Below are 12,842 nucleotides of genomic sequence, written 5' to 3'. Positions count from 1 at the left end.
TGGAGGGGGCGAAGGCGCGTGTGGTGTCGAACGGTTGTGATAGATCGGAAGACTGGCGGCAGATGCGGAGTCCGCTTTCGCCCCCTCCACCACGCTGCGCGCGGTCCCCCTCCCCCGCGATGCGGGGGAGGATCTGAAGCGTTGTCATCATTTGTCTCCCCAACGGGCGGAGAGGGAGGCCAGGACGGCCATGCGGGCGGCGACGCCCATCTCGACCTGATCCTGGATCAGGGAGACGTCCAGATCGTCGGCCACGTCGGAATCGATCTCGACGCCGCGGTTCATCGGGCCGGGGTGCATGACCTTGGCGCCCGGCTTGGCCCAGGCCAGCTTCTCGCGGTCCAGGCCCCAGAAGCGGAAGTATTCGCGGGTGGAAGGCACCAGGGCGCCGGCCATCCGCTCCAACTGGAGGCGCAGCATCATCACCACGTCGCAGCCCTGCAAGCCTTCGCGCATGTCGTGGAAGACCTCGCAGCCCCAGCGATCCGCGTCGCCGGGCACCAGGGTCGGCGGCCCGATCAGGCGCACGCGCGTGCCCATCATCTGCAACAGGGCGACGTTGGAGCGAGCGACGCGGCTGTGGGTGATGTCGCCGCAGATGGCGACGGTCAGGCTGGTCACGTCGCCGAAGGCGCGGTGCAGGGACAGAAGGTCCAAGAGGGCCTGTGTCGGGTGTTCGTGGCGGCCGTCCCCGGCGTTGACCACGGCGCAGCCGACCTTCTGGCTGAGCAGCTCGGCGGCGCCCGAGGCCGAGTGGCGCACGACCAGGATGTCGGGCTTCATGGCGTTCAGGGTGACGGCCGTGTCGATCAGGGTCTCGCCCTTCTTCACCGAGGAGGCGGCGACCGGCATGGTCACGACGTCGGCGCCCAGCCGTTTGGCGGCGATCTCGAACGAGGAGGCGGTGCGGGTCGAGTTCTCGAAGAACAGGTTCACGACCGTCCGGCCATGCAGCACGTCCAGCGCCTTGGACGACTGGCGATTGAAGTCCACGAAGGCGTCGCCCAGGTCCAGCAGTTGCGGGACGACGAACGGATTCAGGTCCGACGCGGCCAGGAAATGCGGCCTTGGAAAGGGAACCAGCCGCTGCTGGATGGTCTGATCGGTGACTTGAACGGGCTGGGTCATCGAGACGCCGCTATAGGCGCGACTCGGGCCTAACGCCAGTCAGGTGAAGTGGAACAGGGTCAGCAGGACGGGAATGACCAGGGCGCTGCCCGCGGTGGTCAGGGCGATGACGCCGGCGATCAGGGGCGCGTCGCCGCCCATCTGGCGCGCCAGCATATAGGAGGCGGCTAGGAGGCGGCCGAGCCGGGGGCCGCGCCGCAGATCAGGGCGACTCCCTGGGCCAGGGCGTCGCCGCCCAGCGCCCAGGCGACGAACCACATCAGCGGCGGCATGACGCCCAGCTTGACCAGGGCGACGGCGGCGATGGTCGTGCGGCGGCGCTTGACCTCGGCGAAGGACAGACCCGCCCCGGCGACAATCAGGCCCAGCGGCAGGGCGGCGGCGCCCAGCAGGTCCATCGCATCCGACAGGCCGGGGATCAGGGGCGCGCGCAGAAGGTTCAGCGCCAGGCCGATCAGGCAGGCCAGCAGAATGGGGTTGGCCAGCATGGACTTGACCAGGCCGACGACCGACGGCTCGCGATGCAGCGACCCCCATCTGGCCAGCACGGCGACGCAGGCGATGTTGGTGACGGGGATGATGAAGGCGATGGCCACGGCGGCCAGAGCGGTGCCTTCCGAACCGTAGACCGACTGGATCACCGGCACGAAGACGAAGCTGTTCCAGCGGATCACGCCCTGGAAGACGCTTGTGTAGGCCGGGCCGTCCAGGGTGATCAGGGGCCTGGCCGCAAAGGTTCCCGCCGCCACGATCAGGGCGCCGCGACCGCCGCGGCCCCCACCACCGTCGCCCCGCCGCCCGCAAGGTCTGCATGCCAGATCGCGGGAATCAGAAAGCTGGGATAGAAGATGTTGATCGACAGCTTCTCGATCGGCCGCCAGGCCGCGTCCGGCAGGAAGCCGGATTTCCTCAGGCCATAGCCCAGGGCGATCATCAGGAAGACCGGCAGGACGCCGGCGATCAGGGCCGTCAAATCCAGTTGGCCTGGTCGCGCACCCGATCCAGCGCCCCTTGCAGGATCCAGGCGGCGGCGGTGCGGTCGACGACCTGGGCGCGGCGCTTGCGGTTCAGGTCCAGGTCCTCGATCAGGAAACGTTCGACGGCGCTGGTGGACAGCCGCTCGTCCCAGAAGGCGACGTTGACGGGGCGCAGCCGCTCCAGATTACGGGCGAAGGCGCGGCATGACTGGGCGCGCGGCCCCTCCGAGCCGTCCATGTTGACCGGCAGGCCGACGATCAGGGCCGAGACCTGGCGATGGGCCATCAGCTTGAACAGCTGTTCGGCCTCATGCGTGAACTTGGACTTGCGGATCAGCTCAAGCGGCGAGGCGATCAGGCGGGTGGCGTCCGACACCGCGACGCCGATGGTCTTCTCGCCCAGGTCCAGCCCCATCCACGGCGTGTCGGGCGGGCAGGCGGCAGGCAGGTCGAGGAGGTCGAGGACGGGCACGGCCGGGCGGTAGGCCGCAAACCGCAGGAAGTCAAAGGCGTCGCCTTGTGAATCCGGGGTCGGAAGGCTAATCCCGCCGATACAGTCCCTATCGACGTGCATTGGAGGGCCGCATGGCCATCGACGCTGCGACGGTGCGCAAGGTCGCGCATCTCGCCCGCATCAAGACCCCCGAGGATCGGCTGGAGCCGCTGGCCCAGGAGCTGAACGGCATCCTGGCCTGGATCGAGCAGCTGGATCAGGTGGATGTCGACGGCGTCGAGCCCATGACATCGAACGTGGCCCAGCCCCTGCGCCTGCGCGAGGATGTGGTGACGGACGGCGACCGGATCGCCGACGTCCTGTCCAACGCCCCGAAATCGGCCGACGGTTTCTTCGTCGTGCCCAAGGTGGTCGACTGATCATGAGCGACCTGACCAAACTGACCCTGAAGGCGGCCGTCAACGGGCTGAAGGCCAAGGAATTCTCGTCCGCCGAAATCACCCAGGCCTTCTTGACCAATATCGGAGCCTCGAACCCGACGCTGAACGCCTATGTGGAAGTGACGACGGACAAGGCGCTGGAGATGGCCAAGGCGTCCGACGCCCGTCTGGCGGCAGGCGCGGGCGGCGTGTTGGAAGGCGCGCCCCTGGGCATCAAGGACCTGTTCTGCACCGAGGGGGTGCAGACGACGGCCGGATCGAACATGCTGCGCGGCTTCGTCCCGCCCTATGAATCGACCGTGACCGCCAATCTGTGGCGCGACGGGGCGGTCATGCTGGGCAAGCTGAACATGGACGAGTTCGCCATGGGCTCTTCCAATGAGACCTCGGCCTTCGGTCCGGTCAAGAACCCGTGGAAGTCGACCGACTCGAACGCCGAGCTGACGCCGGGCGGTTCGTCGGGCGGTTCGGCTTCGGCCGTGGCGGCGGACCTGTGCCTGGCCGCCACCGCATCGGACACCGGCGGCTCGATACGTCAGCCCGCCGCCTTCACCGGCACGGTCGGGATCAAGCCGACCTATGGCCGCGCCAGCCGTTTCGGCATGGTGGCCTTCGCCAGTTCGCTGGACCAGGCCGGACCGATCACCAAGACGGTCGAGGACGCGGCCCTTTTGCTGCGCTCCATGTGCTCGTTTGACGCCAAGGATTCGACCAGCCTGGACATCGAGACGCCCGACTGGACGAAATCGGTGGGTCAGTCGGTCAAGGGACTGCGGATCGGCGTGCCGCGCGAATATGTCGTGGACGGCATGCCTGCCGAGATCCAGGCCCTATGGGATCGGGGCGTGGCTTGGCTGAAGGACGCGGGTTGCGAGATCGTCGAGATCAGCCTGCCGCACACCAAATACGCTCTGCCGACCTATTATATCGTGGCGCCGGCCGAGGCCTCGTCCAACCTGGCCCGCTATGACGGGATGCGGTTCGGGCACCGTGCGGAGACGTTCACGTCGCTGGACGACCTGTACGCCGCCTCTCGCGCGGAAGGGTTCGGCAAGGAGGTCCAGCGTCGCCTGACCATCGGCGCCTATGTGCTGTCGGCCGGTTTCTACGACGCCTATTACGTCAAGGCGCTGAAGGTGCGTCGTCGCATCGCCGAGGACTTCGACAATGTCTGGGGTCAGGTGGACGCCATTCTGACGCCGTCGACGCCTTCGGCCGCCTTCGCGCTGGGCGACAAGCAGATCGACCCGCTGACCATGTATCTGAACGACGTTTTCACGGTGACGACCAATCTGGCCGGCCTTCCGGGCATTTCGGTGCCGGCGGGCGTGGATTCCGGCGGCCTGCCGCTGGGTCTTCAGGTCATCGGCAAGGCGCTGGACGAGGCGACGGTGTTCCAGGTCGGCGCGGCCCTGGAGCGCGCCGCAGGATTTACGGCCAAGCCGGGCAAATGGTGGTAGGCCGCCCCGTCGCGTAGGAAGGTCGCATTGACGCCTGCCCCTGGCGGGCGTCTGATGGCCCCAGTTGCAAGACCTGGGAGCCAACCATGGGCGCGCGAACGGGAAACGACCACGGCAGCCTGATCAAACAGGCGCTGGACGACGGAACGGGGCCGGCGCGATCGGCGCTGGCCGCGTCGTGGCGCCGGTCGATGATGCTGTACGGCCTGGACCCCGAAAGCCGGGACCAGGTCGCCACCCTGACCGAGAGCCAGCTTCGGGCCGCGCGCGAGGCGATGGAGCCGGTGACGCAGGCGGCGCAAGGCGTGCTGGACCGGCTGTTCCTGGCCGTCGGGGACGCAGGCTGTTGCGTCCTGTTGTCCGACGCCTCGGGCGTGCCGGTCGAGCGACGCGGCATGGCCAGCGACGACGAGATCTTCCACCGCTGGGGCCTGTGGCCCGGCGCCGTGTGGTCCGAGGCGGTGGAGGGCACCAATGGCATCGGCACGGCCCTGGCCGAAAAGCGGCCCGTGACGATCCACCGCGACCAGCATTTCCATGCGCGCAACATCGGCCTGAGTTGCTCCAGCCATCCGATCTACGATCACCTGGGGCGGCTGGCGGGGGCGCTGGACGTGTCGTCGTGCCGGGCGGACCAGACCGAAGCCATGCTGGGGCTGATCAACGCGGCCGTGGCCGATGCCGCGCGGGCCATCGAGGCCCAGGCCTTTCGTCAGGCGTTCTCGACCGCGCGGATCGTGCTGGCGGGCGATGCGGTCGAGCGCAACGCGGCGGCGCTGCTGGCGGTGGATCGCGACGACCTGGTGGTCGGGGCGACGCGGGCGGCGCGGCTGGCCCTGTCGATCACCGACGAGCGGATCGCGGGACAATTGGCGGCGGCCGAGGTGCTGGGCGGCGGCTCCATCGAGGCGGACCTGCTGGAGGCCGAGCGCGGGGCGGTCCGGCGCGCGCTGGCGCTGAACAACGGCAATGTGTCGGCGGCGGCGCGGGTGCTGGGCGTCAGCCGCGCCACCCTGCATAGGAAGCTGCATCGGCTGGGCCTGGCCGGGGCGCCCCACTGATCCGACCTGTCGCAAACCTGCGACAGGTTTGCAGCGCACCATGAGCCGCCGGTCTGGCGCGCGCGCCGGCTGAAGACGAGCTTCCGGTCCCAACGACGTCGATAAGCGACGCCCGAGGAACACGTCAGGAGGCCATGCATGACCAAACCCGAATTCGTCCGCGCCGCGACCCCCAAGTTCAAGGCGCGCTATGACAACTTCATCGGCGGACAGTGGGTCCCGCCGGTCAACGGCCGCTATTTCGAGAACACCTCCCCGGTGAACGGCCGCGTCCTGTGCGAGGTGGCTCGCTCGGACGCGGCCGACGTCGAAAAGGCGCTGGACGCCGCCCATGCCGCCAAGGACGCCTGGGGCCAGACCAGCGTGGCGGAACGCGCCCTGCTGCTGAACCGGATCGCCGATCGCATCGAGCAGAACCTGCAAGCCGTCGCCGAGGCCGAGACCTGGGACAACGGCAAGCCGGTGCGTGAGACCCTGGCGGCCGACATCCCGCTGGCCATCGACCACTTCCGCTATTTCGCCGGCTGCATCCGCGCGCAGGAAGGCGGGATTTCGGAACTGGACCACAATACGGTCGCCTATCATTTCCACGAACCGCTGGGTGTGGTCGGTCAGATCATCCCCTGGAACTTCCCGATCCTGATGGCCGCCTGGAAGATCGCCCCGGCCCTGGCGGCGGGCAACTGCATCGTGCTGAAGCCGGCGGAACAGACGCCGGCGTCCATCCTGGTGGTGATCGAACTGATCCAGGACCTGCTGCCGGCCGGCGTGCTGAACATCGTGTCGGGCACCGGCGTCGAGGTCGGCGAGCCCCTGGCCACCAATCCGCGCATCGCTAAGATCGCCTTCACCGGCTCGACCGCCGTAGGCCAGAAGATCATGGAATATGCGACCAAGAACATCATTCCGGTGACGCTGGAGCTGGGCGGCAAGTCGCCCAACATCTTCTTCAAGGATGTGATGGATCACGACGACGCCTTCCTGGACAAGGCGCTGGAAGGGTTCGCCATGTTCGCCCTGAACCAGGGCGAGGTCTGCACCTGCCCCAGCCGGGCGCTGGTCCATGAAGACATCTACGACGCCTTCATCGAGAAGGCGATCGCCCGGGTGAAGGCGATCAAACAGGGCGATCCGCTGGACCCCGAAACCCAGGTCGGCGCTCAGGCGTCGGACCAGCAACTGAAGAAGATCCTGGGCTATCTGAAGATCGGCGCGGACGAAGGCGCCGAGGTCCTGACCGGCGGTCATCAGGCGGTGCTGAAGGACGATCTGTCCGGCGGCTTCTATGTCGAGCCGACCGTGTTCAAGGGCGCCAACAACATGCGGATCTTCCAGGAGGAGATCTTTGGTCCCGTCCTGGCCGTGACCACTTTCAAGACGCTGGAGGAGGCCATCGCCATCGCCAACGACACCGAATACGGCCTGGGCGCCGGGGTGTGGTCGCGCGACATGAACACCGCCTATCGCGCCGGACGGGCCATCCAGGCCGGCCGGGTCTGGACCAACTGCTATCACCAGTATCCGGCCCATGCGGCGTTCGGCGGCTACAAGAAGTCGGGCATCGGGCGTGAGAACCACCGGATGATGCTGGACCACTATCAGCAGACCAAGAACCTGCTGGTCAGCTACAGTCCCGACAAACTGGGCTTCTTCTGACCTAGATCAAGGATGGCCGGTCGTCGGCCGGCCATCCTGCGACTGCGCGCCGAAACCACTCCCACAGCGCGCGAGACTGAGCGGCGGACAGGCCGATTTCCTGCTTTCGATCTGTCCGCCGCCTTCCCCAGAACCGAGGAGGACGTCCGATGCCCAAGACCATGAAGGCCGCCGTCGTGCGCGAATTCGGCAAGCCGCTGACCATCGAGGAAGTCGCCGTGCCCGAGCCCGGACCCGGCCAGGTTCAGGTCAAGATCGAGGCCTCCGGCGTCTGTCACACCGACCTGCACGCCGCCGAGGGCGACTGGCCCGTAAAGCCCAACCCGCCCTTCATTCCGGGCCACGAAGGCGTCGGCTATGTCTCGGCGGTGGGCGCCGGGGTCAAGCTGGTCAAAGAAGGGGATCGCGTCGGCATCCCCTGGCTGTATTCGTCCTGTGGCCACTGCAAACATTGTCTGGGCGGTTGGGAGACCCTGTGCCACGAGCAGGAGAACACTGGCTATTCGGTCAATGGCGGCTTCGCCGAATACGCCATCGCCGATCCGAACTATGTCGGCCATCTGCCGGCCAACGTCAGCTTCAACGACATCGCCCCGATCCTGTGCGCGGGGGTGACGGTCTACAAGGGGCTAAAGATGACCGAGACCAAGCCCGGCGACTGGGTGGTGATCTCGGGCATCGGCGGCCTGGGCCATGTGGCGGTGCAATACGCCAAGGCCATGGGGATGAATGTCGCCGCCGTGGACGTGGACGACGCCAAGCTGGACCTGGCCCGGCGGCTGGGCGCGACCGTGACGGTCAACGCCAAGACCTCCAATGACCCCGCCGCCGAAATCAAGGCCCAGACGGACGGCGGCGCGCAAGGGGTTCTGGTCACGGCTGTTTCGCCCAAGGCGTTCGAACAGGCGGTCAACATGACGGCGCGCGGGGCGACCGTCGCCCTGAACGGCCTGCCGCCCGGCGACTTCCCGCTGTCGATCTTCGACATGGTCCTTAACGGAACGACGGTGCGCGGCTCCATCGTCGGCACGCGGCTGGATCTGCAGGAGGCGCTGCAGTTCGCCGCCGACGAGAAGGTACGGGCGACCGTCTCGGTCGAGCCGCTGGAGAACATCAACGACATCTTTCAGCGGATGCACAAGGGTCAGATCGAGGGCCGGATCGTGATGAACATCAACTGATCGACGCCCGGCGATGAGAGGGGGCGGCCGGGTGATCAGGCCGCCCCTTTCCCCTGTCCGATGCGGGATCAGGCGGCCGGTATGGCCTTCAGGTCGGTGTCGATGGCGGCGATCTTGGCGTCGGTGATGTGGCCCTGAGAAAAGGGGGCGACCTGACGCAGGGTCATGCCCTTAAACTGGGCGTAGGCGGGGTGACGGTCGAGGCCGGGCAGGTGCTTGTCCAGCACCGCCTTGGTCGCGGGATCGGCAACCAGCGCCTCGATGGTGCTGTCGATCGTCGGGCGGGCGTCGTGATGGGCGTGGTCAGGCGCGGGAGCCTGAGTCGGGGCGGGGGCCGGCGCGGTCTGGGCCGAGGCGACGCCGGCCAACAGCAGGGAGGCCGCAGCGGCGGCGAACAGGGTCTTGGTCATCGAAATCTCCATTGGGAAGCGCAAGTTGAGCGGCTTTCGCGACATCATCAAGACAGCCCCCTTTCTCGCCGCCGACGAGGGCGCTAGGACGGGCGCATGACCGACACTGTTTCGAACGCCAAAACGATCAAGGGCCGCACCGGCGATTGGGAAATCGTCATGGGGCTGGAAATCCACGCCCAGGTGGCTTCCAAGGCCAAGCTGTTTTCCGGGGCCGCCGTCGGCTTCGGCGCGGGGCCGAACGAGCAGGTGTCGCTGGTGGATGCGGGCTTCCCCGGCATGTTGCCGACGCTGAACAAGCATTGCGTCGAACAGGCGGTGAAGACGGGCCTGGGACTGCGCGCGCAGATCAACCGCCGCAGCCAGTTCGACCGCAAGAATTACTTCTATCCGGACCTGCCGACCGGCTATCAGATCAGCCAGCTCTACTACCCCATCGTGGGCGAGGGCGTGGTCGAGGTGGAGGCCGACGACGGCGGGTTCTTCAACGTGGGCATCGAGCGGCTGCACCTGGAACAGGATGCGGGCAAGCTGATCCACGACCTGTCGCCGACGGAGTCCTATGTCGATCTGAACCGGGCTGGCACGGCGCTGATGGAGATCGTCTCGCGCCCCGACCTTCGCACCCCGGAAGAGGCGGTGGCCTATGTGAAGAAGATCAGGACCATCCTGATCTATCTGGGCACCTGCGACGGCGACATGGAGAAGGGCAATCTGCGCGCCGATGTGAACGTGTCGGTCTGCCGCGCCGGGAACTACGACAAGTTCAAGCAGTCGGGCGACTTCGGCTATCTGGGCACGCGCTGCGAGATCAAGAACGTCAACAGCTTCCGCTTCATTTCTCAAGCGATCCAGTATGAGGCGCGCCGCCAGATCGAGATTCTGGAGGACGGCGGTTCGATCGTGCAGGAGACCCGCCTGTTCGATCCGACCAAAGGCGAGACGCGCTCGATGCGCTCCAAGGAAGAGGCGCAAGACTATCGCTACTTCCCCGACCCCGACCTACTGCCGCTGGACCTGGAAGAGGCCTGGATCGCCGAGATCAGGGCGTCTCTGCCTGAACTGCCGGACGACAAGCGCAAGCGGCTGATGGCCGACTATGGCCTGTCGCAATACGACGCCATCGTGCTGATCTCCGAACAAGCAAAGGCGGACTATTTCGAGGCGGCCGCGAAGGGCCGGGACGCCAAGCTGGTGTCGAACTGGGTCACGAACGAGGTTTCCGCCCGTCTGGCTGCGGATCACAAGGACTTCAGCGAGAACCCGCTGCCCGCCGCCCATCTGGCGCAGCTGGTCGAACTGATCGAGACGAACGTCATCTCGTCCAAGATCGCCAAGCAAGTGTTCGATCATGTCTGGAACGGCGAAGGATCGCCGGCCGAAGTGGTCGAGAAGCACGGCCTGAAACAGGTCACGGACACCGGCGCCATCGAGAAGGCGGTGGACGAGATCATCGCCGCCAACCCGGACAAGGCCGCTGCGGTCGCCGAAAAGCCCCAGGCCATCGGCTGGTTCGTCGGCCAGGTCATGAAGGCCACGGGCGGCAAGGCCAATCCCGCCGCCGTCAACGACATTCTGAGATCAAAGCTGGGGCTTTGATCTCAGGCTTGCACTTGGGCCGCGGCCCCCGGCGGGGTCGCTAACGCTCGCGACGCGGTCGCTCGCTGCTTGAGCGACACGTCTCAATGAACAAAGGCCCCGGAGAGCGTTCTCCGGGACCTTCGCGTTCTTGGCTACCAGCGCCAGGCGTCGCGGACGACATCGATGATATAGCCGTCGTATTCGTCGATCAGATAGAGGTTGTTGTCGACCGACACCCAGCGCGTGCCCTCAGGCGGATAGCCCAGGCCATAGGTGCGCCAGTCGTTCAGCTGATAACGCCAGAAGACGTCGGGCAGATACTGGCCGACCGACCAGGTGCGGCCCCAGTAGGAGCGGGGGACGCTATAGTAGCCCCAGCCCGGCGCGAAGTAGAAGCCGATGCGGACGCCGGAATAGCCCCGGAAGCGATTGTCGTTCCTCCACCAGTCGGCGCGGTGGCTGCGATAGAAGTCGCGCCGCCATTGGTCGGCGTTGAAGCGCCGGCGGAACTCCTGCCGCTGCCGATCGCGGTCGCGGCCGTTGTTCCACCCCGAACCGGGACGATCCGGGCGATTCCAACCACTGCCGGGGCGGTCGGGTCTCTGGCCGCCGGCGCCAGGCCGGTCTGGACGGTTCCAGCTATTGCCGGGACGGTCGGGCCGTTGGCCGCCGTCGGGGCGGTCCGGGCGGTTCCAGCCGGCGCCGGGGCGGTCGGGTCTCTGGCCGCCGGCGTCCGGTCGGTCGGGGCGGTTCCAGCTATTGCCGGGCCGGTCGGGCCGTTGGCCGCCGTTGGGGCGGTCCGGGCGGTTCCAGCCGCCTTCCGGCCGGTCCGGTCGCTGGCCGGCGTTCGGACGGTCGGGCCGGTTCGATCCGCCTTCGGGCCGCTGGGGACGCGGGCCGTCCGCCCCGGGCTGGTCGGGCCGGCTCCAGCCGCCGGATGGACGTTCGGGGCGTTGCGCGCCGCCGTCCGGTCGGGCGGGGCGTTCGAAGCGAGGCTGGGTGTCGCGCGTCATGGCCGGACGTTCAGGACGGTCGGCGCCGCGGGACGGCCGCTCGCGACGCGGGGCGGGCTGTTCCGCCGCGTCCTGAGCCAGGGCTTGCAGCGGGGCGGCCAGGGGGGCGGATAGGGCGGCGATGGCGGTGAAAGCCGTCAAAAGGCGTTTCATGTCTTACGGTTCCTGCACGCCGGTTCTCCGGCGGCTTGAGACGACGATGCGTTCGTGGCGATGAACCCAGGCTGAACATCGTTTTCAATCAAGAGCCTGCGCAAAACGACACGACCCCGCAGGCGAAGCTGCGGAGTCGGCGAGCGCGATTCCTGCGACTCAATAGACGCCGGAAAGCACGCTGGCGATGAGGCCGGTGGCGACCGCGATCAGCAGGATATCGCCGCCGGCGTGGACGTAGCGATAGCCGCGCGGGGCGGGGCGCAGGCCGTACACATAGGGGTCGCGCACATAGTAGCTGCGATACTGGCTCGGCAGATAGCCGCCGGTCCGCCAGCGATAGCCGGCGTAGCGCGGCTCCACGCGATAGTAGCCATAGCTGGGCGCGTACCAGTAGCCGGCGCGCGGTCCGTTGTAGCCACGGAAGTCCGCCCGCCCACGCCACCAGTCGCGATTGCTGCGGTCCCAGCGATAGTCGCGGCGGTCATCCCGGCGCTCGGCGCGGAAATCGCGGCGGTCGTCGCGGCGATCCTGACGATAGCTCTGACGATCGTCATAGCGGCCGTTGCGCCAGTCGGTGCGATCATCCCGACGCTCCTGACGGAAGTCGCGGCGATCGTCGCGACGATCTTGGCGGTATTCGCGACGGTCGCGATCCTGGGCCTGGGCGAACATCGGCGCAGCCGTGGTCGACAGGGCGAGGGCGACGACGGCGGCCTTGGCGAGGCGGTTCATCTTCGTGCTCCATTCATGGGCGGCCGACGAGGCGCCGGATCGACCCGTTAATGACGATCACGTTCAGTCCCAGCGGCTGAACGCCCGCTGAATGGCGCCGTCAGGATTTCACAAAGCCCTGCGGGCGGGTTTCCAGAAGGTGAATCGCGCCCGCAGTATTCATTTTCGCTTTACTGAAAACACCGCCGATCGCCGTTCGACGTTAACTCTAACTTCAAACCGCCGGTATTTGATGTCGTCTCGCAAGGCGGGCCCAGAAGGGCGCCCGTTCAGGAGATACGGTGATGAACGCGCAAGAAATGGCGCAAGATCTGCAGGCCCAGGACAAGGGGCTGCCGCTGCCGACGCCGGACATGTCCGGCGACGACCTGTTCAAACTGGGCATGATGTATTCGGCCGGATCGGGCGGTTGTCCGATGGACCGGGTGTCGGCCCATATGATCTTCAACCTGGCGGCCATGAAGGGTTCCATCGAAGCGCGCGTCTATCGCCGCGAGATGAGCATGGAGATGGAGCGCGAGGAGATCGCCGAGGCCCAGAAGGCCGCGCGCCGCTACATCGACCAGGGCGTGGTCCAGCTGGTCGCCTGACCC

The 12,842-nt window shown here is 67.0% G+C and carries 14 protein-coding genes; 7 read left to right on the top strand and 7 right to left on the bottom strand.

Going from position 1 to position 12,842, the window contains the following annotated elements:
• Nucleotides 1-147: 147 nt before the first annotated feature.
• The 4 genes from DI624_RS06360 to ruvX all read right to left on the bottom strand — a co-directional run bounded on the left by DI624_RS06360 (nt 148) and on the right by ruvX (nt 2,577).
• A complete protein-coding gene (locus DI624_RS06360; RefSeq protein ID WP_291536771.1) occupies nt 148-1,128 on the bottom strand; it encodes an aspartate carbamoyltransferase catalytic subunit in 981 nt (326 codons plus the stop codon).
• A 167-nt stretch (nt 1,129-1,295) separates the two neighbouring features.
• Nucleotides 1,296-1,877, bottom strand: coding sequence for an AEC family transporter (locus DI624_RS06355; protein WP_291536769.1), 582 nt, complete (start codon nt 1,875-1,877; stop codon nt 1,296-1,298).
• Nucleotides 1,878-1,879: 2 nt separating this feature from the next.
• A complete protein-coding gene (locus DI624_RS06350) occupies nt 1,880-2,101 on the bottom strand; it encodes an AEC family transporter (RefSeq protein ID WP_291536767.1) in 222 nt (73 codons plus the stop codon).
• Nucleotides 2,098-2,577, bottom strand: coding sequence for a Holliday junction resolvase RuvX (ruvX, locus tag DI624_RS06345; RefSeq protein WP_291536765.1), 480 nt, complete (start codon nt 2,575-2,577; stop codon nt 2,098-2,100). The genes DI624_RS06350 and ruvX overlap by 4 nt, the downstream gene beginning before the upstream one ends.
• Nucleotides 2,578-2,690: 113 nt before the next feature.
• Here ruvX and gatC point away from each other — a divergent pair, with 113 nt between their 5' ends.
• From gatC to adhP, 5 genes are all read left to right on the top strand, one after another.
• A complete protein-coding gene (gene gatC, locus DI624_RS06340; protein WP_291536763.1) occupies nt 2,691-2,978 on the top strand; it encodes an Asp-tRNA(Asn)/Glu-tRNA(Gln) amidotransferase subunit GatC in 288 nt (95 codons plus the stop codon).
• Nucleotides 2,979-2,980: 2 nt separating this feature from the next.
• Entirely contained in the window at nt 2,981-4,459 is a 1,479-nt protein-coding gene (gatA, locus tag DI624_RS06335) for an Asp-tRNA(Asn)/Glu-tRNA(Gln) amidotransferase subunit GatA (protein WP_291536762.1), read from the top strand.
• An 86-nt stretch (nt 4,460-4,545) separates the two neighbouring features.
• Nucleotides 4,546-5,520: a GAF domain-containing protein gene (locus DI624_RS06330; RefSeq protein ID WP_291536760.1), complete on the top strand. Its 975-nt coding sequence runs from the start codon at nt 4,546-4,548 to the stop codon at nt 5,518-5,520.
• A 138-nt stretch (nt 5,521-5,658) separates the two neighbouring features.
• Nucleotides 5,659-7,176, top strand: coding sequence for an aldehyde dehydrogenase family protein (locus tag DI624_RS06325; protein ID WP_291536757.1), 1,518 nt, complete (start codon nt 5,659-5,661; stop codon nt 7,174-7,176).
• Between the two features lie 149 nt (nt 7,177-7,325).
• Nucleotides 7,326-8,357 carry an alcohol dehydrogenase AdhP gene (gene adhP, locus DI624_RS06320; RefSeq protein WP_291536756.1) on the top strand — a complete coding sequence of 344 codons (1,032 nt, stop codon included), beginning with the start codon at nt 7,326-7,328 and terminating at the stop codon, nt 8,355-8,357.
• A gap of 68 nt (nt 8,358-8,425) precedes the next feature.
• On the opposite strand, the gene DI624_RS06315 is transcribed toward adhP, so the two are convergent.
• On the bottom strand, nt 8,426-8,767 hold the full coding sequence (locus DI624_RS06315; protein WP_291536755.1) for a hypothetical protein: 342 nt from the start codon (nt 8,765-8,767) through the stop codon (nt 8,426-8,428).
• Nucleotides 8,768-8,863: 96 nt separating this feature from the next.
• Between DI624_RS06315 and gatB the strand changes: the two genes are divergently transcribed.
• Nucleotides 8,864-10,366 carry an Asp-tRNA(Asn)/Glu-tRNA(Gln) amidotransferase subunit GatB gene (gatB, locus tag DI624_RS06310; protein ID WP_291536754.1) on the top strand — a complete coding sequence of 501 codons (1,503 nt, stop codon included), beginning with the start codon at nt 8,864-8,866 and terminating at the stop codon, nt 10,364-10,366.
• 134 nt (nt 10,367-10,500) lie between these two features.
• Here the strand turns inward: gatB and DI624_RS06305 are convergent, their stop codons facing one another.
• Both DI624_RS06305 and DI624_RS06300 read right to left on the bottom strand, forming a co-directional pair.
• A complete protein-coding gene (locus DI624_RS06305) occupies nt 10,501-11,514 on the bottom strand; it encodes an RcnB family protein (protein WP_291536752.1) in 1,014 nt (337 codons plus the stop codon).
• 159 nt (nt 11,515-11,673) lie between these two features.
• Nucleotides 11,674-12,249 carry an RcnB family protein gene (locus tag DI624_RS06300; protein WP_291536750.1) on the bottom strand — a complete coding sequence of 192 codons (576 nt, stop codon included), beginning with the start codon at nt 12,247-12,249 and terminating at the stop codon, nt 11,674-11,676.
• Nucleotides 12,250-12,533: 284 nt separating this feature from the next.
• Here DI624_RS06300 and DI624_RS06295 point away from each other — a divergent pair, with 284 nt between their 5' ends.
• Entirely contained in the window at nt 12,534-12,839 is a 306-nt protein-coding gene (locus DI624_RS06295) for a sel1 repeat family protein (RefSeq protein WP_291536748.1), read from the top strand.
• Nucleotides 12,840-12,842: the final 3 nt, after the last annotated feature.

It is taken from the genome of Brevundimonas sp., assembly GCF_003248455.1.
Classification (GTDB): Bacteria; Pseudomonadota; Alphaproteobacteria; order Caulobacterales; family Caulobacteraceae; genus Brevundimonas.
Note: the sequence above shows the minus strand (reverse complement) of the source record. Positions and strands in the feature narration are given on the sequence as shown.

What these genes read in the sequence shown, in the direction of transcription:
- DI624_RS06305 (WP_291536752.1), bottom strand. Translation starts at nt 11,514, where the DNA reads ATGAAACGCCTTTTGACGGCTTTCACCGCCATCGCCGCCCTATCCGCC.
- DI624_RS06325 (WP_291536757.1), top strand. Translation starts at nt 5,659, where the DNA reads ATGACCAAACCCGAATTCGTCCGCGCCGCGACCCCCAAGTTCAAGGCG.
- DI624_RS06300 (WP_291536750.1), bottom strand. Translation starts at nt 12,249, where the DNA reads ATGAACCGCCTCGCCAAGGCCGCCGTCGTCGCCCTCGCCCTGTCGACC.
- DI624_RS06295 (WP_291536748.1), top strand. Translation starts at nt 12,534, where the DNA reads ATGAACGCGCAAGAAATGGCGCAAGATCTGCAGGCCCAGGACAAGGGG.
- DI624_RS06360 (WP_291536771.1), bottom strand. Translation starts at nt 1,128, where the DNA reads ATGACCCAGCCCGTTCAAGTCACCGATCAGACCATCCAGCAGCGGCTG.
- adhP (WP_291536756.1), top strand. Translation starts at nt 7,326, where the DNA reads ATGCCCAAGACCATGAAGGCCGCCGTCGTGCGCGAATTCGGCAAGCCG.
- DI624_RS06330 (WP_291536760.1), top strand. Translation starts at nt 4,546, where the DNA reads ATGGGCGCGCGAACGGGAAACGACCACGGCAGCCTGATCAAACAGGCG.
- gatA (WP_291536762.1), top strand. Translation starts at nt 2,981, where the DNA reads ATGAGCGACCTGACCAAACTGACCCTGAAGGCGGCCGTCAACGGGCTG.
- DI624_RS06315 (WP_291536755.1), bottom strand. Translation starts at nt 8,767, where the DNA reads ATGACCAAGACCCTGTTCGCCGCCGCTGCGGCCTCCCTGCTGTTGGCC.
- gatC (WP_291536763.1), top strand. Translation starts at nt 2,691, where the DNA reads ATGGCCATCGACGCTGCGACGGTGCGCAAGGTCGCGCATCTCGCCCGC.
- gatB (WP_291536754.1), top strand. Translation starts at nt 8,864, where the DNA reads ATGACCGACACTGTTTCGAACGCCAAAACGATCAAGGGCCGCACCGGC.